The sequence below is a fragment of the uncultured Erythrobacter sp. genome (assembly GCF_947502395.1).
Taxonomy (GTDB): Bacteria; Pseudomonadota; Alphaproteobacteria; order Sphingomonadales; family Sphingomonadaceae; genus Erythrobacter.
The window spans coordinates 411,615-436,208 of record NZ_CANMZM010000001.1 but is presented as its reverse complement, the minus strand read 5'-3'; the positions used below and the strand labels follow the sequence as shown (position 1 = coordinate 436,208).

The 24,594-nt window shown below is 55.1% G+C and carries 20 protein-coding genes; 7 read left to right on the top strand and 13 right to left on the bottom strand.

The window, feature by feature from the left end:
• Nucleotides 1–50: 50 nt before the first annotated feature.
• From Q0778_RS02005 to Q0778_RS01990, 4 genes are all read right to left on the bottom strand, one after another.
• Nucleotides 51–3,332: a glycosyl hydrolase gene (locus tag Q0778_RS02005; RefSeq protein WP_298333625.1), complete on the bottom strand. Its 3,282-nt coding sequence runs from the start codon at nt 3,330–3,332 to the stop codon at nt 51–53.
• A gap of 492 nt (nt 3,333–3,824) precedes the next feature.
• The gene (locus Q0778_RS02000) at nt 3,825–5,054 is read right to left on the bottom strand and encodes an MFS transporter (RefSeq protein ID WP_298333624.1); all 1,230 of its coding nucleotides are present in this window, start codon (nt 5,052–5,054) and stop codon (nt 3,825–3,827) included.
• Between the two features lie 11 nt (nt 5,055–5,065).
• Nucleotides 5,066–5,977 (bottom strand): haloalkane dehalogenase, encoded by a 912-nt coding sequence (locus Q0778_RS01995; protein WP_298333622.1) that lies wholly within the window; start codon nt 5,975–5,977, stop codon nt 5,066–5,068.
• Between the two features lie 46 nt (nt 5,978–6,023).
• Nucleotides 6,024–6,887, bottom strand: a complete 864-nt coding sequence (locus Q0778_RS01990; RefSeq protein ID WP_298333620.1) for a mechanosensitive ion channel — start codon at nt 6,885–6,887, stop codon at nt 6,024–6,026.
• A 234-nt stretch (nt 6,888–7,121) separates the two neighbouring features.
• On the opposite strand from Q0778_RS01990, the gene Q0778_RS01985 reads away from it, so the two are divergent.
• The 3 genes from Q0778_RS01985 (at nt 7,122) to Q0778_RS01975 (ending at nt 10,065) form a co-directional block, all read left to right on the top strand.
• On the top strand, nt 7,122–7,421 hold the full coding sequence (locus Q0778_RS01985; RefSeq protein WP_298305154.1) for a septum formation initiator family protein: 300 nt from the start codon (nt 7,122–7,124) through the stop codon (nt 7,419–7,421).
• Between the two features lie 175 nt (nt 7,422–7,596).
• The gene (gene pdhA, locus Q0778_RS01980) at nt 7,597–8,700 is read left to right on the top strand and encodes a pyruvate dehydrogenase (acetyl-transferring) E1 component subunit alpha (protein WP_298333619.1); all 1,104 of its coding nucleotides are present in this window, start codon (nt 7,597–7,599) and stop codon (nt 8,698–8,700) included.
• 3 nt (nt 8,701–8,703) lie between these two features.
• Entirely contained in the window at nt 8,704–10,065 is a 1,362-nt protein-coding gene (locus Q0778_RS01975; RefSeq protein WP_298333618.1) for a pyruvate dehydrogenase complex E1 component subunit beta, read from the top strand.
• A 42-nt stretch (nt 10,066–10,107) separates the two neighbouring features.
• On the opposite strand, the gene Q0778_RS01970 is transcribed toward Q0778_RS01975, so the two are convergent.
• Genes Q0778_RS01970 through Q0778_RS01960 form a run of 3 tightly spaced genes read right to left on the bottom strand, consistent with a single transcriptional unit; the run spans nt 10,108 to nt 13,519 of the window.
• Nucleotides 10,108–10,809 (bottom strand): hypothetical protein, encoded by a 702-nt coding sequence (locus Q0778_RS01970; RefSeq protein WP_298333617.1) that lies wholly within the window; start codon nt 10,807–10,809, stop codon nt 10,108–10,110.
• Complete coding sequence (locus Q0778_RS01965) at nt 10,806–11,408, bottom strand: TadE/TadG family type IV pilus assembly protein (protein ID WP_298305170.1); 603 nt, start codon at nt 11,406–11,408, stop codon at nt 10,806–10,808. Before Q0778_RS01965 ends, Q0778_RS01970 begins: the two co-directional genes overlap by 4 nt.
• Nucleotides 11,405–13,519, bottom strand: a complete 2,115-nt coding sequence (locus Q0778_RS01960) for a pilus assembly protein TadG-related protein (RefSeq protein ID WP_298333616.1) — start codon at nt 13,517–13,519, stop codon at nt 11,405–11,407. The genes Q0778_RS01965 and Q0778_RS01960 overlap by 4 nt, the downstream gene beginning before the upstream one ends.
• A gap of 356 nt (nt 13,520–13,875) precedes the next feature.
• On the opposite strand from Q0778_RS01960, the gene Q0778_RS01955 reads away from it, so the two are divergent.
• Nucleotides 13,876–14,394, top strand: coding sequence for a hypothetical protein (locus Q0778_RS01955; protein WP_298305179.1), 519 nt, complete (start codon nt 13,876–13,878; stop codon nt 14,392–14,394).
• Nucleotides 14,395–14,437: 43 nt separating this feature from the next.
• Nucleotides 14,438–14,902: an EF-hand domain-containing protein gene (locus tag Q0778_RS01950; protein WP_298333614.1), complete on the top strand. Its 465-nt coding sequence runs from the start codon at nt 14,438–14,440 to the stop codon at nt 14,900–14,902.
• Between the two features lie 12 nt (nt 14,903–14,914).
• On the opposite strand, the gene trmFO is transcribed toward Q0778_RS01950, so the two are convergent.
• Nucleotides 14,915–16,300, bottom strand: a complete 1,386-nt coding sequence (gene trmFO, locus Q0778_RS01945) for a methylenetetrahydrofolate--tRNA-(uracil(54)-C(5))-methyltransferase (FADH(2)-oxidizing) TrmFO (protein ID WP_298333613.1) — start codon at nt 16,298–16,300, stop codon at nt 14,915–14,917.
• 64 nt (nt 16,301–16,364) lie between these two features.
• Between trmFO and Q0778_RS01940 the strand changes: the two genes are divergently transcribed.
• Nucleotides 16,365–17,015 carry a lysoplasmalogenase gene (locus Q0778_RS01940; protein WP_298333611.1) on the top strand — a complete coding sequence of 217 codons (651 nt, stop codon included), beginning with the start codon at nt 16,365–16,367 and terminating at the stop codon, nt 17,013–17,015.
• On the opposite strand, the gene Q0778_RS01935 is transcribed toward Q0778_RS01940, so the two are convergent.
• Both Q0778_RS01935 and gyrA read right to left on the bottom strand, forming a co-directional pair.
• The gene (locus Q0778_RS01935) at nt 17,012–17,839 is read right to left on the bottom strand and encodes a TauD/TfdA family dioxygenase (RefSeq protein WP_298333610.1); all 828 of its coding nucleotides are present in this window, start codon (nt 17,837–17,839) and stop codon (nt 17,012–17,014) included. The genes Q0778_RS01940 and Q0778_RS01935 overlap by 4 nt on opposite strands.
• Before the next feature lie 53 nt (nt 17,840–17,892).
• Entirely contained in the window at nt 17,893–20,679 is a 2,787-nt protein-coding gene (gene gyrA / locus Q0778_RS01930) for a DNA gyrase subunit A (RefSeq protein ID WP_298305194.1), read from the bottom strand.
• A gap of 362 nt (nt 20,680–21,041) precedes the next feature.
• Here gyrA and Q0778_RS01925 point away from each other — a divergent pair, with 362 nt between their 5' ends.
• Nucleotides 21,042–22,439 (top strand): hypothetical protein, encoded by a 1,398-nt coding sequence (locus Q0778_RS01925; protein WP_298305197.1) that lies wholly within the window; start codon nt 21,042–21,044, stop codon nt 22,437–22,439.
• Nucleotides 22,440–22,512: 73 nt separating this feature from the next.
• Here Q0778_RS01925 and Q0778_RS01920 read toward each other — a convergent pair whose 3' ends face one another.
• The 3 genes from Q0778_RS01920 to Q0778_RS01910 are packed head-to-tail and all read right to left on the bottom strand — an operon-like array spanning nt 22,513 to nt 24,480.
• Nucleotides 22,513–23,154, bottom strand: a complete 642-nt coding sequence (locus Q0778_RS01920) for a carbonic anhydrase (RefSeq protein ID WP_298305200.1) — start codon at nt 23,152–23,154, stop codon at nt 22,513–22,515.
• A gap of 31 nt (nt 23,155–23,185) precedes the next feature.
• Nucleotides 23,186–23,497, bottom strand: coding sequence for a transcriptional regulator (locus tag Q0778_RS01915; RefSeq protein WP_298333608.1), 312 nt, complete (start codon nt 23,495–23,497; stop codon nt 23,186–23,188).
• Nucleotides 23,494–24,480 carry a sodium-dependent bicarbonate transport family permease gene (locus Q0778_RS01910; protein WP_298333606.1) on the bottom strand — a complete coding sequence of 329 codons (987 nt, stop codon included), beginning with the start codon at nt 24,478–24,480 and terminating at the stop codon, nt 23,494–23,496. Before Q0778_RS01910 ends, Q0778_RS01915 begins: the two co-directional genes overlap by 4 nt.
• Between the last annotated feature and the right edge of the window lie 114 nt (nt 24,481–24,594).

The following is a 24,594-nucleotide window of genomic DNA, read 5'->3' as shown; positions in this document are numbered from 1 at the left end:
CCGATAGGCAAGCCCCCGCTTTATAGTTGGTTGTGTTTGTACCGTCGGGCTTAAGGAAGCCTGCTACCGGCAACCCATGGAGCACCGGCTGCTTCAAGCTCGGCTTCGAAGGCCGGGATGTTGCTTTCGGTCAAAGTGCGCAGGCGGTTGCGAATTTCTTCGAAGTCCGCCTGAGCATACCCAAACTGATCGCGATGCGTTTGTGTTGGACCATATGTCGATGCGCCAACACCGGTGAAGATCAGGCCAAGACGGCTGCGTACGGTTGGAAGCTGACGCTCTGCAATCGCATTGCGTGCCTGGTTGCCGTTGAGCATTCCGTCGAGCGTATTGGCTTCGTTGCGAAGCGCGGCCAAACGGTTGTCGAGCGTGGTGGGATCACCGGTTGAACGAGCGACAGCGACAGCCATCAGATCAAGGCGCTCTTTTGCACGATTGAGTGTTGCAGCCACAGCGGTGACAGAGCGATCAAAGGCGGAAAGCTCGGCCCAGAATTCGCTTGCATCGGCTTGTGCTGGTAGTGCCCCATCGCGAAGACGTTCTACCTCAAAAGGCTGGGCTGCGACCAGCTCAGTGGTCACACCGCGAACCCGCTTAGAGAGCGAGACGGTGTATTGACCGGGGCTAACCAAGAAGCTGCTGCCATCGTCGTTGGCCCCAGGCGCACGGATAATCGCGGACTGGCTTGGGAAACGAAGGTCCCAATTGACGCGGTGGAAGCCTTTCTTGGCGGGGCCTTTGATCCGGCGGACCACATTGCCTTCACTATCACGAACAGTCAGCCAGATCGCTGGGTCTTCCTCAAGAAGCTCCTGAGTGAGTGACTCAAAGCTGGGGAAGGGGTTGTTGCCGCCATCCTTGGCAATGGGTTTCTCGCGCTCCTGACGGATATCTTCAAGCGACTGAATGTCGTCGGCGAGATAGTAGGTGAAGTTGGCCCCGAACGGCGGGTTGGGTGCACGGAAATACCCGTGCCCCTGACTGCCACCTTCAGAGAAGGCCAGCGGGTGCTGTTCGATGTACCACCACGCTTTGCGGCCGGGAAAGAGCATTGCCTCAGTTTCAAGGCTTGCTTCATTCAGTGCACGAAGCGGCGAGTAGTCGTCAACAATGAAGAAACCGCGGCCAAAGCTCGCTGCGACGAGATCGTTTTCACGACGCTGGATGGTCACATCGCGGAAAGCGATAGTAGGAGCATCACCCGTCATCTTCACCCATTTCTGTCCGCCGTCGAGCGAGAAGAACAAGGCAAATTCAGTCGCGGTGAACAGGAGGTTTGGATTTACGTGATCCTGAACAACGCGCCAAACCAGGTGGCGATCGGGAATGTTGCTCTTAATCGAAGTCCAAGTGCGACCGCGATTGGTGCTCTTGAGCAAATACGGCTCAAAATCGCCATATTTGTGGTTGTCAAGAGCGACATAGACCGTGTTCACATCGAATAAATCGGCGCGGATGTCATTGACATAGGCCGTGTCAGGAACGCCCGGAAGCGATCCGACCTCGACACGCCGCCAAGTGGCGCCGCCATCCTCAGTGACTTGGATCAAGCCGTCGTCGGTGCCGACATAGAGCAGGTTCTCATCAAGCGGGCTCTCACCAATGTTCGCAATCGTGTTGTATTGAGACATGGCGAGAAGATCCCAACCTGCATCCCAGCTGTGCTGCCGCCCTTGAATTGGTAGCCGCAGGCGGTTCTCATCACGGGTAAGATCCGGCGAAATCGCACGCCACGTGTCGCCTCGGTCATCCGAACGCCACAGACGCTGCGACGCATGATAAATGCGCGTGGGCTGGTGAGAGCTCACCAGAATGGGTGCATCCCAGTTGAAACGTGCAATCGGGTCGCCTGGAGCCGGTTGTGGCTGAATATGCACCACTTCGCCGGTGATCCGGTCGACGCGCGCCAAATTACCCTGCTGCCACTGGGCATACATGATGTCTGGATTGCCTGGTTCGGTTGCCGATTGGTGGCCATCAGCAAAGAGCGTGATGAACCAGTCGTCATTACGGATGCCGTGACGGTTGTCCGTGCGCGAAGGACCGCCTTGTGAGTTGTTGTCCTGCGTGCCGCCATAGACGTAATAGAACGGCTCAGCATCGTCGACCGCGACCTTGTAGAACTGGGTCACAGACAGGTTGTTGATGAAGCGCCACGTCTTTGTGTGGTCATAGCTTTCATACAGCCCGCCGTCCGAGCCAAACAGAACGTATTCCGGATCGTCAGCACGGAATGCCAGCGCGTGGTCGTCAACGTGCTTCAACTCGTTGTTAAGCGGAGCAAAGGTCTTGCCGCCGTCGTTCGAAATCTGGCTGGTGTTCGACATCAAATAGATGCGGTCGAAGTAATGCGGGCTCGCGTAAAGCTCTTGATAATAGTGTGGGCCGGTGCCGCCTGAAACGGTGTCAGACATTTTGGTCCAGCTTGAACCACGATCGGTGGAGCGCCAGATACCGCCTTCACGACGATCAAGCTCAATCGCGGCATAAACAACGTCGGGCTGAATGGGAGAGATGGCGATGCCGATCTTGCCCTTGTTTCCGGCAGGGATGCCAGTCTTGAGCTCGGTCCAGGTTTCCCCGCCGTCTTCGCTGCGCCAGATGCCGCTTTCGGGGCCACCACCAACATAGGCGGCAACTGTGCGATGACGCTGCCAAGTTGTGGCATAGAGGCGGTCAGGATTGCGCGGATCGATCATCAGATCACCAGCGCCTGTGTGTCCGTTGTCAGATGACAGGACCAGCTCCCAATTCTCACCACCATCGGTGGTTTTGTAGACACCTCGTTCGCCGCCTGCGCTCCAGATCGGGCCTTGGGCTGCTACCCAAACGGTGTTTGAGTCCTCAGGGTGGACGATGATCTTGCCGATGCGTTCAGAGTTCTCGAGGCCCTTCTTGACCCAAGTGTTGCCACCATCTTCAGAGAGGTAAATGCCGTCGCCATAAGCGAGGTGTCGGCCGCCATGATTTTCACCAGTTCCAACCCAGATACGACTCGGGTCGCTTGGATCGAGACCCAGGGAACCGATGGAATAGGATGATTGTCCGTCGAACAGGCTCTTCCATGTTGTGCCTGCATTCTCGGTCTTCCAAACCCCACCGGAGCCAACTGCAACATACCACGTCGCTGGGTCGTCCTGCACGATTGCGATGTCAGCAATACGGCCAGACATAAAGGCTGGCCCAATGGCCCGCAGCTTAAAGGCATCAAATGTGCCACTGGAAAGCGCAGGCTTATCTTGATCGTCTTGCGCCAAAGCAACGGTGCCGAAGCCGGAAATGGCCAGCCCAAGAGCCCCCAGGATCGTAAGGAAGAGTTTTTGAAGCGACATTCAGTCCCCCGTTCGCGCGCGGTCAGTCCCCCGCGAGGATTGTGATCGACGAATGGGCAAGACTCGGTCCTGCCCCCGGTGCACAATGGCTAGGCCCTGATCTCTGCTTCATCAACCAGAAAGCCGCATAGCTGTGCGCACATACCCGAAAAACGAACGCACTTTTACACTCGACCAGAGCAAGGAAATTCCGACCAATGGGTGAGTCCATCAGACAAGCGGCAAGCGTCTTGGCTGCGGACCAAGCAAACAAAAGGGCGCTCGGCAATCTCCGTGATAGCGGCTTCGCCGTTCGGAGATGGATGCCGTAGCGCCCTTCTAATATCGGCCGCTCTTACGAGCACGCCGGGATGGCTTTGAGATCGTTCGGCTGTGTCCTGAGAGCGGAGAGGTTAGGGGTTTTCCGCTTTCGGCGAATTCCGTAGCGAGCTCTTCACCCCCTCTAGACGCAGTTGTCCTAAAGAGCACTAGCAAACACCTAGGGACTGCTACCTAGGTATGACTCCGAGCCGCTCGATGTGAAACGAAGCTCAGCGTGAGGATGCTGAAAGACATCAGTCCGACAAGCGCGCATGTGCCTGCCCATCCCCCCCAATCATAGACGCTGGTACCCAGAATGCTGCCCAACGCGCCGCCGACAAACATGATCACAATGTAAGTGGTGCTTAGCCGCGTGCGGTTCTCCGGCTCGAGCGACAGGAAGGTCATTCGCCCGGTCACATCAATTGAAGGGCCAACGGCATTGATAATCACTAGTGGGACGATGAGGGTCCAAACACTCCAGCCCATCGGATAGAGAAGTGCGATTCCTACAAGTTGCACCACGCTTGCAAACCAACGCGCACGCTTGGCCCCAACGCGGTCAGCCCAAAGTCCAAGGCGCGGAGTCATAATGATGCTAACTATGGCAATCCCCGCGAGATAGCTCACCGTATCAACGCCATAGCCCATTGCATCGCTCGTTATGTGTAATGCAAGGCCCAGCCAGACCGCAATGAAGCTGCCGAAATTGAGCCCTTGGATCAAACCTGACCAAAGCATGTCACGGTTCGATTTTGCTAGCGTGAAGACCGAAGCGAGAAGCGCGCCATAGCTTTGGGTCGATCCTTTGCTCGCTTCTGACGATTGCTTGTTCTCGGTCCGCATAATCAATGGGAGCAGGACACTGACTGCCGCCATCAAACCAACCGCCCCCCAGTATACCGTCCGCCAACCAAAGGTTTCGGCGATGATCCCGGCACCGACCCGAGAAAAGAGAACGCCGAACACGAGACCAGAAGTCAGGAGAGCCGTGACTTCCCCCAAACGCTCAGGCGCGACCCGCTTAGAGACAAAGGCAGGTATCAAATATGGTGCAATGGTCACAAAACCAAGCAGCGTGGACGCCAGGGTGAAGAGCGCGAAACTGTCAGAGATCGCCATTCCCAGAAGGAATATAGTCTGCGCACAAACGAATATGAGTGACAGGCGTCGATTGGAGTATCGGTCCCCCAGCGGGAGGAGCAGAAATATGCCGAGCGCTAGTGCAAGTTGGTTGAGCGCCGGGACAATCCCGATTTCGGCTTTACCGACGCCAAATGTATCAGCCACTTCGCTGATGATCGGGTGGATGTAATAGGCATTGGCGCAGACCACCGATATCGACACAGCGAGCGCGAATTCTTGTCGCCTCGTCAGGAAGGCTGGCGCATTCGGACCCGCCTCAACTGTCACCTGCGACACAGGAGATTGACTCAGAGCACACCTGCCTTGTGGGCCATGTCGATCACGCCCTGAGCCAGCTCTTGAGGACGATCCTCCTGGCTGAAATGGCCGCAGGTTGAGAGCATGTCGTGATGCTGACCTTTCGCGCCGGCGATCCTCTTGATCAGGAGTGGAGACACGGTGCCGAGAACCGGATCGTCTTTACCAAAAAGCGTCAGAAATGGCTTGTCGAAGCTTGCAAGACCTTTCCACGCGCGCTCATTTTGCTCGATCCCATCCATGCCATCTTCCACTGGTACAAGTGCGGGAAAGGCTCGCGCGCCGGCTTTGCTGGGTTCGTCGGGGAAGGGCGCATCATAAGCCGCGACTTCGGCTGCGGTCCGCTCAGTCGCGGTGGCCCGTTGGAGCAATTCGCCAATCTGAAACTCAGGAGAGGTCTTGGCGAAGTGACGCCATGCCAGAAACGCAGGCGATGGCGTGCCACCTGTTGGCAGGAACGTGTTTGAGGTGACCACATACTGGAAGCGCTCTGGTGCCTCTCCGACCAAACGCAGCCCGAGAAGTCCACCCCAATCCTGACAAAATAGACCCGCATCTTGAGGTGCCACAGCGTCGCGCCATTGGCCGAGCCAGCTGATATGCCGGTCGTAAGAATAGAAGCCAATGTCATCCGGTTTATCGCTTTTTCCAAAGCCGATCAGATCAGGTGCCAAACAACGGAAACCCGCATCAACTAAGATCGGTATCATCTTGCGATACAGAAAACTCCAACTGGGCTCACCGTGGTAAAGGAGAACGGTGGGAGCATCATTCGGCCCCTCGTCGACGTAATGCATCTTGCCCGAGTAACCCTCTCCAAGATCGATTGTCTGCCAGTTTTCCGAGAATGGATAATCAGGGATATCGGCAAAACGGGTCGGGTCGTATTCAAGCACTTGCATGGCTATGCAATCCTTTGTTTTGACTAAGGAGAGCTAGGCGGCGTGTTCAGAACGCTGCGTTCGCTTTTTCCTTCATTGGCACCGCCTCTTTAAACGTATGCGTAATATAGGGGAATGGGATTTCTATATCGGCCTTGTCGAGCTCGCGCTTGATTGCTCGCACGACCTGGTCGCGGTTCATGACCGCCTCGGACCCTGACGAAGCGGCCCACCATCGCACCCGAAAATCGACCGAGCTTGCGCCAAAGTTATCGGCAAGTACTTGGATATCTTTCTCTTTGCTGACAAGATCGACACCTTCGACGGCCTTGTGCAACACCTTGCTCGCACGCTCCAAATCTGTGTCATAGGCGACACCAATCATGACTTCGAAACGCCTTTCTTCAAGATCGGTTACAACCTCCAGCGGGTCCTTGAAAAGGATTGAGTTGGGTAAGACATGGAGCTCGCCTGAAAAGGCGCGAATGTGGCTTTCTCTCAACGAGATAAACTCGACTTTGCCATGGATTTCACCTGTCTTGACGACATCGCCGATCTGCATCTTTTCGCGAAGCATGATCATGACACCGGCCAGAAAGTTCTCGAAGAAATCCTGAAATGCAAATCCAATTGCGACGGCGCCGATGCCGAGACCGGCGAGCAGGCCCGAAGGACTGAAATTGGGAAACACAACGAGAGCTGCGAGCATCATTCCGGTTATCCAAACGCCAAGTCGGACGAGGGTTTCGATCAAATTCCGAAGGGAAGGCCTCAGGTCGATTTTCCCAATAAGGCGCGCACTTATCCGACTTGCGAATTTCGCAACGATCCAAGTGATCGCCAGGATTACAGCAGCAATTACCAGGAATGGAAGGGAGGCGAGCACGCTCTCGACCATAGTGTCAATTTGATCAAAAATGGTTTGAAACATAAGTGCTTTTTTTGTCCTTCTTTAATCGAGCCAACGGGTGCCTGCTGGCGTTTGTTCCCGAGTGATTTTGTAGGTACAGCTTAGCGACGCGCCTGTGAAGCCGCGTGAACTCTGAATCAGGAAGCCTCAGAGAGTTCGCGCAACTTGCCCGGAAAAACGCGTGTTTGGCGCATTTTGCTTGCATGGACGAGTTAACTATGATTCTGTTGCTTTGGACGAGGGGATTTGGATTACATGCGACGACAGCCGAAAGAACATGTGAAGCAGAGCTTCGCTCTTGTTTTGCTTGTCGTGCTGACCGTTGGGGCCATTGCTGGACCGACGGGCATGCTCGCATGGGCTGAGAACTCTGAAGTTCTTTCCGACCGGCAGACTCGGATTGCGATGCTCACAGAAAAACGTGATGGCTTGAAGAATAGGGTCGACCTGCTTGATCCCAATGGTGCTGATCCCGATTTGGTCAGTGAGTTGGTACGCAAAGACTTAGGCGTGATTCACCCTGATGAGATTGTGGTAACACTCGAAGACGAGTGATCATTTTCACGGCGATTTGGTTGTCAGGAAACTCATTTTTAACCGTAGAGGTAATTTAGCACCCGACATGCGAGTTGCCGTTGCGTAAACTCGCGCGCGATGCCTATAGGTGGTTCCGCTCGTTCATTCCCGCGAAACAAACCGAGTAGAGAAACACTTAGGAAGGGATCTTCATTTGGCCAAGAAACCTGCTGCAAAGCCTGCCAGTCGGGCAAAGAAAGCTGCCAAGCCAGCTTTATCTGCACCTTCGGATGACACGGACTTCATCCTCCATTCCCTTCAGGAAGAGTTTGAAAAGAAGAAGAGGTTTGCCGCTAGCGATGAGCAAATGCTCGAGTTCTACAAGCAGATGCTTCTTATTCGCCGGTTCGAAGAGAAAGCAGGTCAACTTTATGGTCTCGGTCTGATTGGCGGTTTCTGTCACCTTTACATTGGGCAGGAAGCGGTCGCGATTGGCCTGCAATCTGCGCTCGACGGTGATCGCGACAGCGTGATCACCGGTTACCGCGATCATGGCCACATGCTTGCCTATGGCATTGATCCAAAGGTCATCATGGCAGAGCTGACAGGCCGTGAGGCTGGTATCTCGAAAGGCAAGGGCGGGTCGATGCACATGTTCTCGACCGAGCACAAATTCTACGGCGGTCACGGCATTGTTGGCGCGCAAGTTGCCTTGGGTGGAGGCCTGGCACTTGCGCACCAATACAATGAGGATGGCGGGTTATGCCTCGCTTACTTCGGCGATGGTGCAGCCAACCAGGGGCAAGTCTATGAGACATTCAACATGGCTGCTCTTTGGAATCTTCCCATCGTATTTGTGGTCGAAGACAATCAATACGCCATGGGTACGGCAAGTTCCCGTTCGTCAGCGGAAACCCGTTTCCACCGGCGCGGCACCGCGTTCCGCATTCCGGGCATGGAAGTAAATGGCATGGACGTGCTCGAAGTGCGCGCCGCTGCCGAAGTCGCTTTCAAGCACGTGCGCGAGGGTAAAGGTCCCGTTCTGATGGAGTGCAACACCTATCGCTATCGCGGGCACTCCATGTCTGACCCGGCGAAGTATCGCACCCGCGAGGAGGTGCAGGAGCAACGTGAACAACACGACCCCATAGAACGCCTAAAGAAGGCTTTGATGGAAGGGGGGCATGATGAAGCTGACCTCAAGACAATCGACAAGGATATCCGCAAAGTCGTGACCGAAGCTGCGGATTTCTCGGAAAGTTCACCTGAGCCGAATCCGAACGAACTCTACACCGATGTTTTGGTGGGGGAGTATTGATCCATGGCAATTGAACTCAAGATGCCTGCGCTTTCACCGACGATGGAAGAGGGTACGCTGGCCCGCTGGCTTAAAGTTGAAGGCGATACGATTGAGCCAGGCGATATCATCGCTGAGATCGAGACCGATAAGGCGACGATGGAATTCGAAGCCATCGATGATGGTGTGCTGTCGAAAATTCTCGTCGCGGAGGGCACAGAGAACGTCGCAGTCGGAACTGTAATCGCGCATATGGAAGGCGAAGGGGCTGAAGAAGGTCCTACGCCTGCTCCAACACCGGCGCCCGCGGCTGCTCCAGCTTCGAAACCTACACCAATGCCTACAGCGTCCGCTCCGGCCCCTGTGGTGCGTGCAAATGACCCTGCGATTCCAGAAGGCACGAGCTTCACTCCGACCACCGTGCGCGAAGCATTGCGTGATGGCATGGCCGAAGAGATGCGCGCGGATCCTCGCGTATTCGTGATGGGTGAAGAGGTCGCGGAGTACGAAGGCGCCTATAAGGTTACCCAGGGGCTACTTGATGAGTTTGGCCCCAAGCGCGTGATCGACACGCCCATCACTGAATATGGGTTTGCCGGGATCGGTTCGGGTGCAGCGATGGGCGGCCTTCGCCCCATTGTTGAGTTCATGACCTTCAACTTTGCGATGCAAGCGATTGACCACGTCATCAACTCTGCGGCCAAGACCAACTACATGTCAGGCGGCCAAATGCGCTGTCCTATCGTTTTCCGGGGTCCCAATGGCGCGGCAAGCCGTGTGGGCGCCCAGCATAGCCAAAACTATGGTCCATGGTACGCGAGTGTGCCGGGCCTGATTGTGATTGCACCTTTTGATGCATCTGATGCGAAGGGTCTGATGAAGGCAGCGATCCGTTCAGAGGATCCGGTGGTCTTCCTTGAGAACGAACTGGTTTATGGTCGGACGTTCGATGTCCCTGATCTTGACGACCACATTCTGCCCATCGGCAAGGCGAGGATAATGCGCGAGGGCAAGGATGCGACTATCGTTAGCTACTCTATCGGTGTTGGGCTCGCGCTCGAAGCCGCTGAAACGCTGGCCGCAGAAGGGATTGATGCCGAAGTCATTGACCTTCGCACACTTCGCCCGCTCGATAAGGAGGCTGTGCTTAAGAGCCTTGCCAAGACCAACCGTCTGGTGATCGCAGAGGAGGGGTGGCCCACTTGCTCTATCGCTTCTGAGATCACTTCGATCTGCATGGAAGAGGGTTTTGACGATCTGGACGCGCCGGTCACTCGCGTGTGTAACGAAGATGTGCCGCTGCCTTATGCGGACAACCTTGAGAAGCTTGCGCTCATCGATGCGCCGCGCATTGTCGAGGCAGTGAAGAAGGTCTGCTACGTTTGACGGTGTAGAGTGGCGAACAAGGCCCGCTTTCTTCGCTGGCAACTAGGACGGGCGGGCCGCTGAGAATGTAGCGCAGTCGGCTACGGGGACAGGCTCTGCTCTTTGCTTAAGGCCGGTCAAATCGCGTGTATCACGAATGTTGAAGGCGGCTGAATAATTCAACTCAGAGCTGCCAAACAATTCGAAGGGCGTGATCGGTTCATAAGTGTATGACACTTCGACGAACATCACTGCTGTCCCAACACTTGCAGTGACCACCTGTCCGGTTTTGCCCATGCCGGCAAAGTCGTCACCCGTGGCCCCCGTGCCTTCTGTACCGTATTGCGAAACATAGTTTTTTGCTCCGCGACATCTCTGCCAGGCAATCCACTGTCCACCTTCAGAGTTTTGTTGAAGGCTGGAAATAATCACGCGTCCACGGTTGTAAATCTCGAAGCGTTCGCCAAGCCTCTCTGCACCCACAAGTGTGCCTGTGATATCGTCCTCATAAACAACCTTGGATGCCAATTGTGTTTCACCAACGCGCGAAGCGTTGTCGGCCACCTGCATTGCAAGCTGACTGACCTGCATGTGAACAATGGCGTAGTTAGCGGTCTCTGCCCCAAGCAAGCCCATGCTTAGAACGAGAGGAGCAGCGAAAGCGAACTCGGTAAGAGCGACTGCTGATGTGTCTGTGAAAACCTGACGAAGAGGCTTCGAGGTTGCCCGAACTTTGTTGGCACGCTTGGAGGCAAAACGGATCATGAGCAGTTCCCTTCCGGAGCGTCCAGAATCTGCTGTTCATCGAATGGCTGGTTACGAAGAACGGTGGAGGCTTGAATTTCAACCTGCTCGGATAAGCCTATCAGGCCAGCCATCGGGAACAGCCGATCGTACTTGACGATTGCGGTGTAAAGCACCGCATCGCGTGCGCCACCGATCCCATCGAAACCGCGAATGGCGTCCCATTGGCCATTTCCGTTATAGTCGACATAAACCTCATTGTTGTTGCAAGTTCCGTCATTATTCACGTCATCGTACTCTTCTTCCTCACCGATATCCTCGAATTCGAAGTGAGAGAGTTTAGTCAGCTTAACGTCCGCTGTCCCAGGAAGGACATTCTGGATTTGCTTTTTGACCGCCGCATCAATCGTGTCCTCATTGACCGAAGCGCTCTGCAAAGTGAGGTCTCGCCCGGCTTTCTGCAACGCTCCGTTTAATAGCGCGTTGCTATACTGCGTGTGTCCAACGTCGAACACACCCATGACGACTACCATCAACACAGGAGCAACGATGGCAAATTCAGTCAGAGTTGCGCCAGCATTGTCTTGACGCAATTTGCGAATACGTGAGAAGCGGATCATTGGGTCAACCTCAGAGCTGCAATGGTTTGAGCGATCTCGGCAAAACGCGCGTCGAGTTCTGCCTTGTTCTTAGCCGCGAAAGCCCGCCCTGGTGTCGCACAGTTTGCCAAATTTTCCGGAACGACCGAGTTTCCGTCGCCGTCCGTGAAGTCACGACCAAACGCCACAACCCAAAGAGTAATGTTCTTGTTTCTGACTGCGGCGCAGATCGCTTGAAGGCGGGCATCATGCCGCGCAACCGCAGTAGCGCTGACCCGAGCATCACTGATCGCTGTGTCGGAGTCCGGGCGCACTTTATAGTCAATCTGGTGAATGCCATAGGCGGTAGGTGTGTCGACCTGAGCCGTCATTTCGCCATCGGTCATGAAAACCAAATGCCGCGATATTGAGTTGCCACCAGGTGCGACGGCATTCTCCGAAGCGAACAAACCATCGGGTGACATGAGACGCGCGCCCCAGAGCAAGCCAACATTGTGGATGGTTGTTCCGCCATACTTAAATCCATTTGACGCCTTGAGATAATTTTGGACATCAGTGAGATTATCAATTGGCGCGAGCTTCTTTGCAGGCACCGTAGGACAACTGGAGGCCCTTGTTATTTTGTCTTCAGTAGAGGTGATACTCTCTTTCTGCCAAGTCCTAACAAAGTCTTCGTATGTGCCGGTATACCCTCTGAAGCTGCCATCAGAATTGTGATACAAATCATTTGGATAACGAACACGAACTAGTGAGGGGAGTTCGGGACCCCACTTTTCATCATTATTGGTTGGAACGAGATCTATATTTATATCATGCGCGCCGGAGGGGATCGGATCAAAGTCGCCTGGATCGATTTCATTATCTAGCGTGTTGTGCAAAACGCAGCCGTTCCAGGTGTGCGGTTCATTTGCAAATCTCCAACCGGTCGGTGTGGTCACTGTACCTGAAAACGCGTTCGACACATCTCGCTCGAACCGGCCATACTCCCATTCGAATCCGGTCACCACGTTGTCAGTGATAACAACTGTCGCTTCCGCAAGGTACTCGTCTTGATTGAAGTACATATTACAGCGATCAGAAAAGCTGCTATATGTACCGTTGTTGGCGGTTATCAGCAGAAAAGTGACTGGACCGGTGTACTCGGTAACTCTGGTAAAGCCGGTTGAGGTTGGTGTAGTCCCCTCCGATACAACAGTTAAGTCGTCGAGATTATGTCTCACGTATCGATTGTTGTTGGTCGGCGGACCATCTGGCGGATTGAAGAACAAGTCGCGACAATCGTCAATGCTTGGAACGAAAGTCTCTACATTCGCAAAACCAGATAGCCTGTTGAAGCTTCCCGCAATTGCCCCACCGGTGCGCGTGATATCCACGCTAACCTGAGTGTCAGAAATGATCCCGGTATTTCGTCCCTCGCGCGATGAATACTCGAAGGTGTCGGCCATCCATTGGGCTTGCATAAATTCGCTGACGTTCACGTGACCAGCATAAGGAACGAAGCCATAGCGGACTTGCGCATTCGCAGATGTGTTGGTGTCTACTGTTGTGTAGAAACTCTCGACCGCTTCACGAAGGTTCTGAATGCGAGAGTTGCCGCATTCACCATTTGAACCGCCGCCCGGGCATGATCCGTCGGCTGCCCGCCTCATTGACCCGGTGATATCGAGGACCATCATAATGTCGGTGTCAGAAATGTTGATATCTGCCTGACACGATACATCTAGGTCGAATTCATCATAACCAAATGCCGCCATGATAGTGGTCGGCATCTTTGCTGTAGCTACGCCTTTGACTTCACCATCAGTCGTGCCAGTGTATTGATAGTTGAGGTTTTCCACCCCGAACTGACCGTTGGCGAAGTTGTTTACGAAAAAGCTTCGCCCCACTTTTCCGTGGGTTTCATCATCGTAGGTGGTTCGGGCCATAGCCTGCCGCGCCGCCAACGCCCCCGCGTCACAAGCGGCTTGCATTCGCGAATCGGCCATATAGTAACGGCTCGCATCGACGCCCCCGCCGATCATCGCCATGACAGGCACGAGAGAAGCTGCAGCGATTGCGAGGGTATTCGCCGCAACATCTTTCGATAGTCTACGAAAGAACGACAACTTTTCTTCTTTGTTCTGACTCGGCATCTGCCTATCCTCAGTGTCTTGGTCGCGCAGAAATTCTCACGAAAACCATCTATTGGATAGGTCTTTAGACGAAGGCAGGTAAGCGGTTCGCGAAACAAGATGGTTAATGAAAGCTTGCCAAAGTCACCTGGTGTTAACCCTGGCCGTCTCCTTTCACTGATCATTCGGTCGGCTTGACAAAATTGCGCTCAGCCCACTTAAGCTCAAAGCAAATGACACCCTCTAATGACGCGAATTTACCACCTGAATTAGGGTTGGCACTTGCCCATACCCCGGCAACTCACCGAAGCGCGTTAAGGATATTTTTTGACTTCGATCTTCGGCTTGGGCGGCTTCTTTCGGGAACGAGCGAACCCATGCTTGGCCAGATGCGGCTCGCATGGTGGCGCGAAACTATGGAAAAACCGGTGGCCGTTCGACCCAGCGGGGACGTTGTGCTCGATGCAATCGGACAGCATTGGCCGGGGCGTAACGAAGGATTGATCAAACTCGTCGATGGTTGGGAACACCTACTTGCAGAACCTCCTTTGGGTGAGGACCATGCGCGGCTCTTTGCAAAGGGTAGGATAGCCGCACTGCAAGGCGCGTTCGGCGCGGACGAGGACATGTGGGATGATTCTGGTGCAGCCGTGCCGGCTTGGCATTGGGCTTTGGCCGATCTTGCGCAGCATGTTTCACTCAGTGAAGAGCGCGAGATGCTTGTTAGCGTCGGTCTTGAGAAAGACGCCAATCCAAAGCGGCTGCCATCGCAATTCAAAGGTGTGGCGCTACTGGGTGCCTTGGCACTGCGATCACTTAAGCGAGGGGGACGTCCGCTAATGGAAGGGCGGGGGGCATCAATTACTGTTCTAAGAGCGACTATCTTCGGTCGCTGATCTTATGTATTCCCGTTCCCGTGATACACGAAAGGGGATCACAATGCGCCAAACAGTACTCGGAGTGTTCTTAGGCCTTGTCTTCGCAGGCGTGGGTGTTTTCTGGTGGCAAGGTCGCGCGCAGGTCGAACAGAATGCTCCACCTCCTCCCGAGCCTGAAGAGATTGTCGAGATCGACCCGAATGCCCTTCCTGAGAGCGATCCGGGAGAGATGATTGGACCGGCCCCTCCTGAAGCGAGCGAACTCACGCGGGAAGAGCGGCGCTTCTTTCGGTATGATCGCAACCGGGATCGCAAAATCACCCGCAATGAAATGCTTTCTTCAAGAGCTGATGCGTTTCGAAAGCTCGATAAGGACGGGAACAATCTGCTCACCTTTGAAGAATGGGCGGTGCGCACATCGGATCGCTTTGCAGAGATGGATGGGGACGGAGATGCTGAACTGACGCAAGCCGAATTTGCGACGTCAGCGCCAAAACCACGCCGCCAAACGCGCTGCAATTGTTAAACCGAGCATCTGCTAGACAGACACGCTTTCGCGCGTTTCGGCGATCCAACTTGTAAGGTCCGCTTTGGCCCGCGAAGTATAGGCCTCCTTGCGCTGCTTTTTCTTTACCTCATGGAGCGGCGGAAAAAGACCGAAGTTCACGTTCATTGGTTGGAAAGTAGCCGCCTGCGCATCGCCGGTAATGTGGCTCAGCAACGCACCTAATGCGGTGGTTGCGGGCAGTGGAGACCATGCTTCGCCGGCCAGATCCTTGACTGTCATAAGGCCGGCGACCAATCCAATCGCAGAACTTTCGACATAGCCCTCGCAACCAGTCACTTGCCCAGCAAATCGGATATGCGGCGCCGTTTTCAAACGCAGTTGCCGGTCAAGCACCTCGGGTGAATTCAAGAATGTATTGCGGTGGAGCCCGCCCAGCCTTGCAAACTCGGCGTTCTCAAGACCGGGAATGGTCCGGAACAACTCCACTTGCGCGCCGTATTTCAGCTTAGTCTGAAACCCCACCATGTTCCAGAGCGTGCCCAGCTTATTGTCTTGACGCAGTTGCACGACGGCATAGGGCCAGCGGCCTTGCGGGAATTCCTCATTGGTATCGAAGGGGTTATCGAGGCCCACACCTTTCATCGGCCCATAGCGAAGTGTCTCCACCCCGCGCTCGGCCATCACCTCAATGGGCATACAGCCATCAAAATACGGCGTGTCCTTTTCCCACTCCTGAAACTCACCTTTTTCGCCGTCCATCAAACCTTGATGAAAGGCGAGATATTGCTCCTTGGTCATGGGGCAATTGATGTAATCGCCTTCCTCATTCGAAGCAGCGGTGGTCTTGTTCCAGCGCGATTGGATCCAGCATTTGGACATATCGATGCTGTCGCGGTGAACGATTGGGGCGATGGCATCAAAAAATGCGAGCCGGTCTTGTCCGGTGGTGCCGATAATGCTTTCGGCCAGTTTTTGCGCGGTGAGAGGGCCGGTTGCGACAATGGTAAGGCCAGCGTCCGGCAATTGATCGACTCGCTCGCGCACAACCTCGACATTGTGATGGTTGTTCAGTGCTTTTTCGACCTCAGCAGAAAATACGTCGCGGTCTACCGCCATCGCACTGCCCGCAGGCACTCGAGCCACTTCGCCAGCACGCATCACTATAGAATCGAGCTGGCGCATCTCGTGGTGGAGCAGGCCAACCGCATTCTTTGTATCGTCATCCGAGCGGAACGAGTTGGAACACACAAGCTCCGCCAGTCCATCGGTTTGGTGAGCAGGAGTCGTCTCCCCGCTACCTCGCATCTCGGATAAGCGGACCTTCACACCGCGATTGGCAAGTTGCCAAGCAGCTTCAGAACCGGCGAGACCGCCGCCAATTATATGAACATCGTGGGAAGTGGAGGGGCTTGTCATGGTGGGCGAGGTAGCCCTGTGCTAGCCCCGCTTCAAGATTGTTCGCGAAAAAGGGGTAGGGCACATGTCCAGACACGCGCTTGTTGAGCATCGGCCCTGGCTGCTTGCAGGGGTGATTGCGGCGTTCGCCTATTATTTCTTGTCCGACAATCCGATTGGAGAGCTGTGGCTGATCCTCTTGAAGGGCGCGGGCGTTGGCTTTCTTGCCATCTATGCGCTTCGGCGAGCACCAGGTGCGGACGGTAAGATCTTGGGCTTAGCCCTCACGCTTTCTGCATTGGCCGATATGGCGCTTGAGTTGTGGTTCGAGGTGGGCGGGGGGCTATTTGCGCTGTCACATCTTACAGCAATCGTGCTCTATTTGCGCTATCGCCGTGAGGCGCCTTCAATTAGCCAGAGCATGCTTGGCATCGCATTGCTGATTGTGGTGCCCGCGGCGTCCTATGCGCTCAGCCATGATCCTCTAATTGGTCTCTATGCCGCAACTCTTGGAACGATGGCAGCCGCGGCATGGACGAGCCGTTTCCCGCGCTATCGGGTTGGGATTGGGGCAGTGTTATTTGTGGTGAGCGATTGGCTTATCTTCAGTCAGATGGGCCCTTATGACCTATCACCGCTACCAGACTTGCTGGTCTGGCCTCTCTATTTTGCCGGGCAGTTGATGATTGCGACTGGTGTAGTGCAAACTTTGCGTGGGGAAAGACCGGTCCCCTAGGCTGCGATAGTGGTGCGGTGCAATTCGCGCCGATGACCTTCATATCCGCCGGTGGCCTTGTGATTGAGACAGCGATTGTCCCACATTACCAGCATACCGGGCTCCCATTTGTGCCGGTAGTGAAACCACTCTTGCTCGCACCATTGGTGAAGCTCCATCAGCAGTTGCATGCCAGCCATCTCGTCCATTCCTTCAAACCCGATCGTGTAACTGATTGAGCAGAACAGCACTTCCTTGCCCGTTTCAGGGTGCGGCTTGATAAGGGGATGAGTGAATGTCGCCATGGCCGCTTCACCAGGGCGGATTGCCATGCTGCGGCCCTTGTCATTGTCACCGTACAAGCCATCGGGCGCATAGCCTCGGCGCGCGGAGTGCACCGCTTTGATCTGGCGCAGTTCCTCTTTGCGGGTCTCTGGCATAGCAGCAAAGGCCGCCGCTTGGTCGCAGAACATCGTGTCGCCGCCAACCGGTGGTATCTCAACGGCCATTAGGCAGGTGGCTTTGGGAGGCTTCTCCATAAAGCTCCAATCCGAATGCCATTGCTCCGCGAACAGCGGCGATTTCTCGTCCGCCTCGCGCTGAATGGCCGCGATATTCTTGCGGCCCTTGATCGGATCGAAGAAAGGGTCATCGCCAAAATCGCCCATCGCAAGGCTAAAGCGTTCAAGCGCATCATCGTCCATCCGCTGATCCGCAAAGGCGAGCACCTTGTGTTCCAACCACGCCGCTTGAATGCCCGCAATCAGGATCGGCGAAAGCTCTCCCGCCAAATCCACGCCGCGTACAGTCGCCCCGCATGCCTGACCCGATGGTTCGATGATCATGTGTCCTCTCCCTTACCGTCCGAGGCTAGGGGGAGGGGGCATTTCACACAAGATCACTCGGTTTCCGCTGCACCCTCAGGTGAGGTATCGGGAGATGTCTCATCACCGCCACCGCGACGTTCAACCATTTCTTCAACAACGGCTTCTTCGCCCTCGTTCTCCGGTTCTTCGGTCTCATCGATTTTAACGGCCGAGACGACATGCTCATTCTTGCCCACGTTGAACAAGCGTACACCGGCGGTGTTGCGGCCAAGGACGCGCAAGGTTTCAAGTCCGATCCGGATAAGCTTGGCCTGGTCAGTGACGAGCATGAGTTGATCGCCTTTGCTCACCACGAAGCTGGCCACGACCGGGCCGTTGCGTTCGATATTGTCGATGTTGACAACACCCTGTCCACCGCGCCCCGTCTTGCGATATTCGTAGGAGCTTGAAACCTTACCATAGCCATTGGCGCACACTGTGAGGATGAATTGTTCTTTCTCCTCAAGCTCTGCGAAGCGCTCCGACGTCATGTGGGGCTCGCCCTCTTTATCGCCCTTGTAGGGAGCGAATTTAAGGTATTGCTCGCGCTCTTCCGGCTTGGTCCCGGTCGTCCCCAGGGTGGAAAGCGAGACGACTTCATTGTCATCGGCCAGTTTCATTCCGCGAACACCGGTTGAGGTGCGGGACGTAAACTCGCGCACATCCTCGGCTGCAAAACGGATGGCTTTGCCTGTCCTTGACGCGAGCATGACATCATCGCCCGTTTCAACGAGACGCACACCAATCAAGCGATCATCGCTATTCTCGTCGAAGCGCATCGCGAACTTCCCGTTCGACGGGATATTGCTGAACGCATCCATGGAGTTGCGGCGTACATTGCCCTTGGCGGTCGCAAAGACCACGGAGAGAGCGCCCCATGTTTCCTCGTCTTCGGGAAGCGGAAGGACGGTCTGGATCGTCTCTCCATCGTCCAATGCCGGAAGCAAGTTGATGATCGGGCGACCACGCGTGGTAGGGCCACCTTCGGGAAGCTTCCACACCTTGATGCGGTACACTTTGCCAGCGGTCGAGAAAAACAGCACTGGATTGTGCGTGGAGGTCACGAACATTTCCGCGATGGCATCCTCGTCCTTGGTGGACATGCCAGCGCGGCCTTTGCCGCCGCGATTTTGCGCACGGAAGGTCGATAGCGGGGTGCGTTTGATGTAGCCATCGAGCGTGACCGTCACGACCATATCGTCGCGTTCGATCAGGTCTTCGTCATCCAAACCATCCCAAGCGGGCGCAATCTCGGAAACACGCGGCGTGGCATAGGTCGCGCGAATTTCTTCAAGCTCCTCGCGCATCACAGCATAGAGTTTTACACGATCAGCAAGGATCGCGAGATACTCTTCGATCCGGTCGGCCAGCTCTTTAAGCTCGTCACCGATCTCGTCACGGCCAAGGGCAGTAAGGCGGTGGAGGCGCAGATCGAGTATGGCTTTCACCTGACGGACCGAAAGGCGATAGGTCCCGCCTTCCTGATCCGCGCTCGGTTCGATTGCTTCAACCAGGCGGATATATTGCGCGATGTCCCCAATCGGCCACTCCTTGGCGAGGAGACGTTCACGCGCTGTCGCTGGGTTGGGAGCACCGCGAATGATCGCGACAATCTCATCAAGGTTTGACACCGCAACCACGAGTCCGAGCAAGATATGCGCGCGCTCGCGGGCACGGTTGAGCTCAAACTTCGTACGGCGGGTGATGACTTCTTCGCGGAATCCAATGAAGGCTTGGATAAAGTCGCGCAGCATCAGCGTTTCGGGACGGCCACCACGAATAGCCAGCATGTTCGCAGGGAAGGAGGATTGCGCAGGGGTGTGACGCCAGATCTGGTTCAACACGACCTCAGCCGTCGCATCACGTTTAAGATCAATGACCACTCGCACACCATTGCGCGAGCTTTCGTCGCGAATGTCAGAGATGCCCTCAATCCGCTTTTCCTTCGCGGCATCGGCAATTTTCTCAACCAGACCGGCTTTGCCGACCTGATAGGGAATCGAGGTGAAGACGATACTTTCCCGGTCACCACGACGGGTCTCAATCTCATGACGGCAACGCATGAGGATGGAACCGCGACCTGTGGTGTAAGCCGCCTTTGCACCGCTGGTGCCCAGAATAAGTGGAGCTGTTGGGAAGTCGGGTCCCGGAATGTATTCAATCAGCTCTTCCGACGTGATTGCAGGATTGTCCATAAAGGCAAAACAGCCATCAATAACCTCGCCGAGGTTATGTGGCGGCACATTGGTCGCCATGCCCACCGCAATACCGCCAGCTCCATTGACCAGAAGGTTCGGGAAGCGGGCAGGGAGGACCGATGGCTCTTTCTTGCGGCCGTCGTAATTATCGACGAAATCGATCGTATCTTTGTCGAGGTCGTCAAGCAGCGTATCAGCGACGCGAGCAAGCCGCGCCTCGGTGTACCGCATGGACGCAGGTGGATCCGGGTCCATGGAGCCGAAGTTCCCCTGACCATCGATCAGAGGAACGCGCATCGACCATGGCTGTGTCAGGCGAGCAAGCGCGTCGTAAATTGCGCTGTCGCCGTGCGGGTGGAAGTCACCCATCACGTCACCCACAATCTTGGCGCTTTTCACATAGGGCCGACCGGCGACGAAATTGCCGACCTTCGATGAATAAAGAATTCGTCTGTGGACCGGCTTTAGACCATCGCGCACATCGGGGAGGGCGCGAGACACGATCACGCTCATCGCGTAGTCGAGATAGCTGGTCTTCATCTCATCGACGATATCGATGCGATCATAGTCACCCGCAGGCACCGGGGATTGGGGCTCTAGAATGTCGTTTTCGTCGCTCAAAGTGTCTGAGCCTTCTAATTGCTTTTATGATTATGATTTAAGAAGCCAACTTAGGCGCTCGTGTGGTGTTTCGCCACATCCAGAATGGCTCATTGCAGGCCAATCGATGCTTTTTCCACACTTCGAACGGGTCACCGGCCAAGCATGCGCAAAATTGGTGTTTCTAAAGAGGCATCCTCCCGGAATTTCCGATTATGTAAAGCCGATTTTACACTCCATTCAAACGCTATTCAGCCCCCTTGATCTACTCGGAAATTGCAATCACACTCGCGCTCGTTCATTGAGCCGCGCAGATTCACCTTCAATCCGTGTCTAATGATGAGAATGCGGCCAATCCAATCCATTGCTGGAGGGTAACTAGAATGATTACACTTATCTCGCGCAAGCGTTCCTCTTCGCTCGCTCTCGCCATCGCCTTGGCGACCGGCGGCGCGGTGGTAACAACCGCCGTATTCCCAACCGAAGCAAGCGCGCAACGTCGCGACCGGGATCGCGATCGCGATCGCGATCGTGATGAAAATGCGAACGACGGTGGCGGGTATTCGAATGAATTTCGCGAAGTCTATGGACCGCTTGATGAGTTGTTGAAGGCTGAGGGGGCAGACCTTTCAGGAATTCGCCCGCAGCTCGACACACTCGCCACCACTCTAAACACCAATGACGAGAAGTTTGCTGGTGGCAACATGATCTTCAACGCAGGCATTAAGCTGCAGGATCGGCCGCTACAGCTGCGCGGCATGCAAACTATGCTCTCAAGCGGAATGGTGCCTGCCGAAAACGTCGGTCGCTTTAACTTTATCGCCTATCAGCTTGCAAACGCACAAAATCAGCAGCCATTGGCGCGGACTTATCTGCAAGCGGCAATAGACAACAATTTCACGACTGAGACTATCACCGCTTCGAGTCTTCGTGTTGCGATGATGGAAAGCTTCTTTGCTGGCGGCGAGTATGACGCCGGATTCACCTATCTTATGGACGCGATCAACACGCAAAAGTCGCAAGGTCTTGCAGTTGACGAGACGTGGTACCGCCGCGGCATCACTGTAGCCTATGAGAATGAAGTTACACCAACGGTCTATGAGATTGTGACGATGTGGCTCAGCGACTATCCGACGGACGCCAATTGGCGAGATGCGATCAATATCGCGCGCAACCTCAACGATTTTGAAGCTGGCGAGATGCTGGACTTGTTTCGCCTTTCACGCCGCACCGGCGCCCTTTCAGACGCTTCCGATTACGACTTCTATGTAGAGGTCGCCGACGCCCGTCGCTTGCCAAGCGAGGTTAAGGAAGTGATCGAAGAAGGGCAAGCTGCAGGTGTAATCACTGAGAGCAATCTGTTTATCGCCGAGGCACTCGGCATTGCAAATGACCGGATCGCGTCGGATCGTGCGGATCTTCCTGCTCTCGAACGCGATGCTGGAGCAGCGGATGCCGGATTGAGGACGATTGTCGCGGCGGGGGATGCGTTCCTTAGCTATGGCCAATACGACAAGGCTGCTCGTTTCTACGAGCGCTCGCTTACTATGCCTGCGGTCAATGCCAATGAAGAGCTTACCCGGCTTGCAATAGCGCAAATCGGTGTTGGTGATTTTTCCGGCGCGCGTGCAAGCTTGAACCGCGTTTCGGGAACTCGCATGCCGATTGCGCAACTTTGGACAGCTTACGCTAACCAATTGGAAGTTGAATCTGCAGGGACACCATCGATCACGCCTTCTTCAGCTCCCGTAACAGCTGAGACAACCGAATCAGTCAGTTGACCAAATGATGGAGAAGGGCGCTGGACGATAGTTAAGCGCCCTTTTTCTTTGCGAAATCGATTTCGTTCTGGCCTCAGCCCTCCGGAAGGAATTCTCCAGTCTCTTCGTCGAGTGAATACAGCACACCCTCCACAATGGAAAAATGTGCACCGCGGAGTTTCAATTTTCCGGCGTGTTCCTTGTCCGCGAGCCATGGGAAAGTGCGAAGATTGGCGAGACTTTGTCGGATTGCGGCGAATTCCATTGCCAACTCCGCTTTGCGACCCGATGTTCCGTACTTCTCCGCAACTCTATCGCGCGCCTCATCTAGTAGACCAACCCAGTTCGCGATGAATGCGCCTTCTCCGTGCTCAGCATTTTCAAAGGCTTTAGTAAGCGCTGCCTGGCAGCCGCCACACCGGCCATGTCCCATAACGACTATCTGAGCAACTTCGAGCATCTGGACAGCGAATTCGACCGCCGCCGAAACGCCATGCTGGCCCGACGTTATCTCGAAAGGAGGGACGAGCGCAGCAACATTTCGGACAACGAAAATATCACCTGGATCCACATCAAATATCTGTGCGGGATCTACTCGGCTATCCGAGCAGCCTATAATCAGAAGTTTGGGATGCTGACCTTCCGCAACAGTTTGGTCGAAACGCTCTTTCTGGCGAGGGTAGGTTTCTTCTCGAAAGCGGCGATAGCCTTTCAGCAGCTCGGCATATTCCGGCACGTCCAGTTCCTCCCAAAACGGGGGACGGCAGTTATGAGAACCGTTCACCCCTTATGACCTGCACATCCCACATGCTCAGGATAAAGCCGAAATCTGTAAGCATAGGTGCTAGCTCTTCGGCAAGAGCCATCGCTTTGTCTTCCGCAGCAATGGTGAGGACAAACACCTTATCCGTGCCCATAACACTTTCTTCGCGCCAGACACCTTCGCGTCCCTTGCCGCTATCCACTGGAAGGATGGTCCACCCTGTAATGCCCACCCGGTCGATCGCATCGGTCACGTGCTTTTGCAGCGCCTTGTCAGTCAGGATTTCTATCCTTTTCCGAGTGACTGTTTCAATCATGGTATCCCTCCATTCACGCTAGTTAGCATTGCTGCAAAAGCGCTAATCACTCCGATATTGATAAGCACGTTGAAAGGGAAGGTTATGCTGAGCGACATGGTTAGGTAAATCCCCGGATCAGCTTCGGGCAGGGCTAAGCGCATCGCCGCTGGCACCGCGATATAACTCGCACTGGCACACAATACGCCGAGTGCTGCCGAAGAACCTGTGTCGAGCCCGATCCCTACGCCTAGCGCAGTTCCCACTAGACCATTCACAATGGGCAGGAAGATCGCAATCGCGCCAAGCCGCCATGTGACGGCCCGCGCATCGATCATACGGCGCGCCGCGATGAGGCCCATGTCGAGGAGGAAAATGCACAATACACCTTTGAAACCAGCCTCGAAGAAAGGGCTTACCTCTCCAAACCCCTGCTCACCACCAATCATGCCGACCACGAATGCGCCCAAGAGGAGCATGATCGATGAATTCGTGAAAACCTCATGTAGCATCTCACCTGTACTTTGGGTGCCGCTCTTGCTGCCCAAGCCGCGGGCCAGGATGAGGCCACTGAGAATTGCAGGAGCCTCCATTGCCGCCATGACGGCAACCATATAGCCACCCGGCTCGCGTGCCTGTCCGGTGAGGATCTCAGTCGCAGTCACAAAAGTCACGACGCTGATGGAGCCATAGTGGGCAGCAACCGCTCCGGAGTTGATCCGGTTAAGTTTTCCAAATGTCTTGAGCACGCCATAGGCGAAGAAGGGGAGCAAAAAACCTGCAACAATCCCCGCGCCAAGCGCAGAGACCACGGTCGCATCGATGCCGGATTTGGAGACAGCCACTCCCCCTTTGAGACCAATCGCCGCCATGAGATAGAGCGACATTGCCTTGGCTATCGGTTCGGGAATGGCTAGATCAGATCGGACGAATGCCGCAAACAGGCCGAGTACGAAGAACAAGACCACAGGCGAAGTGAACGTCTGAATTGCAGTTTCTAACATGGCGCGGTCCGTGGCAGGAAAATCTCAACCCTACTATTACTTTTTGCAAAAGTGTGCGCAGCCCCGTTGGCATAAGCCAAGCGGCATATGTGGCACTCGTCTTGCGGCGGAGCG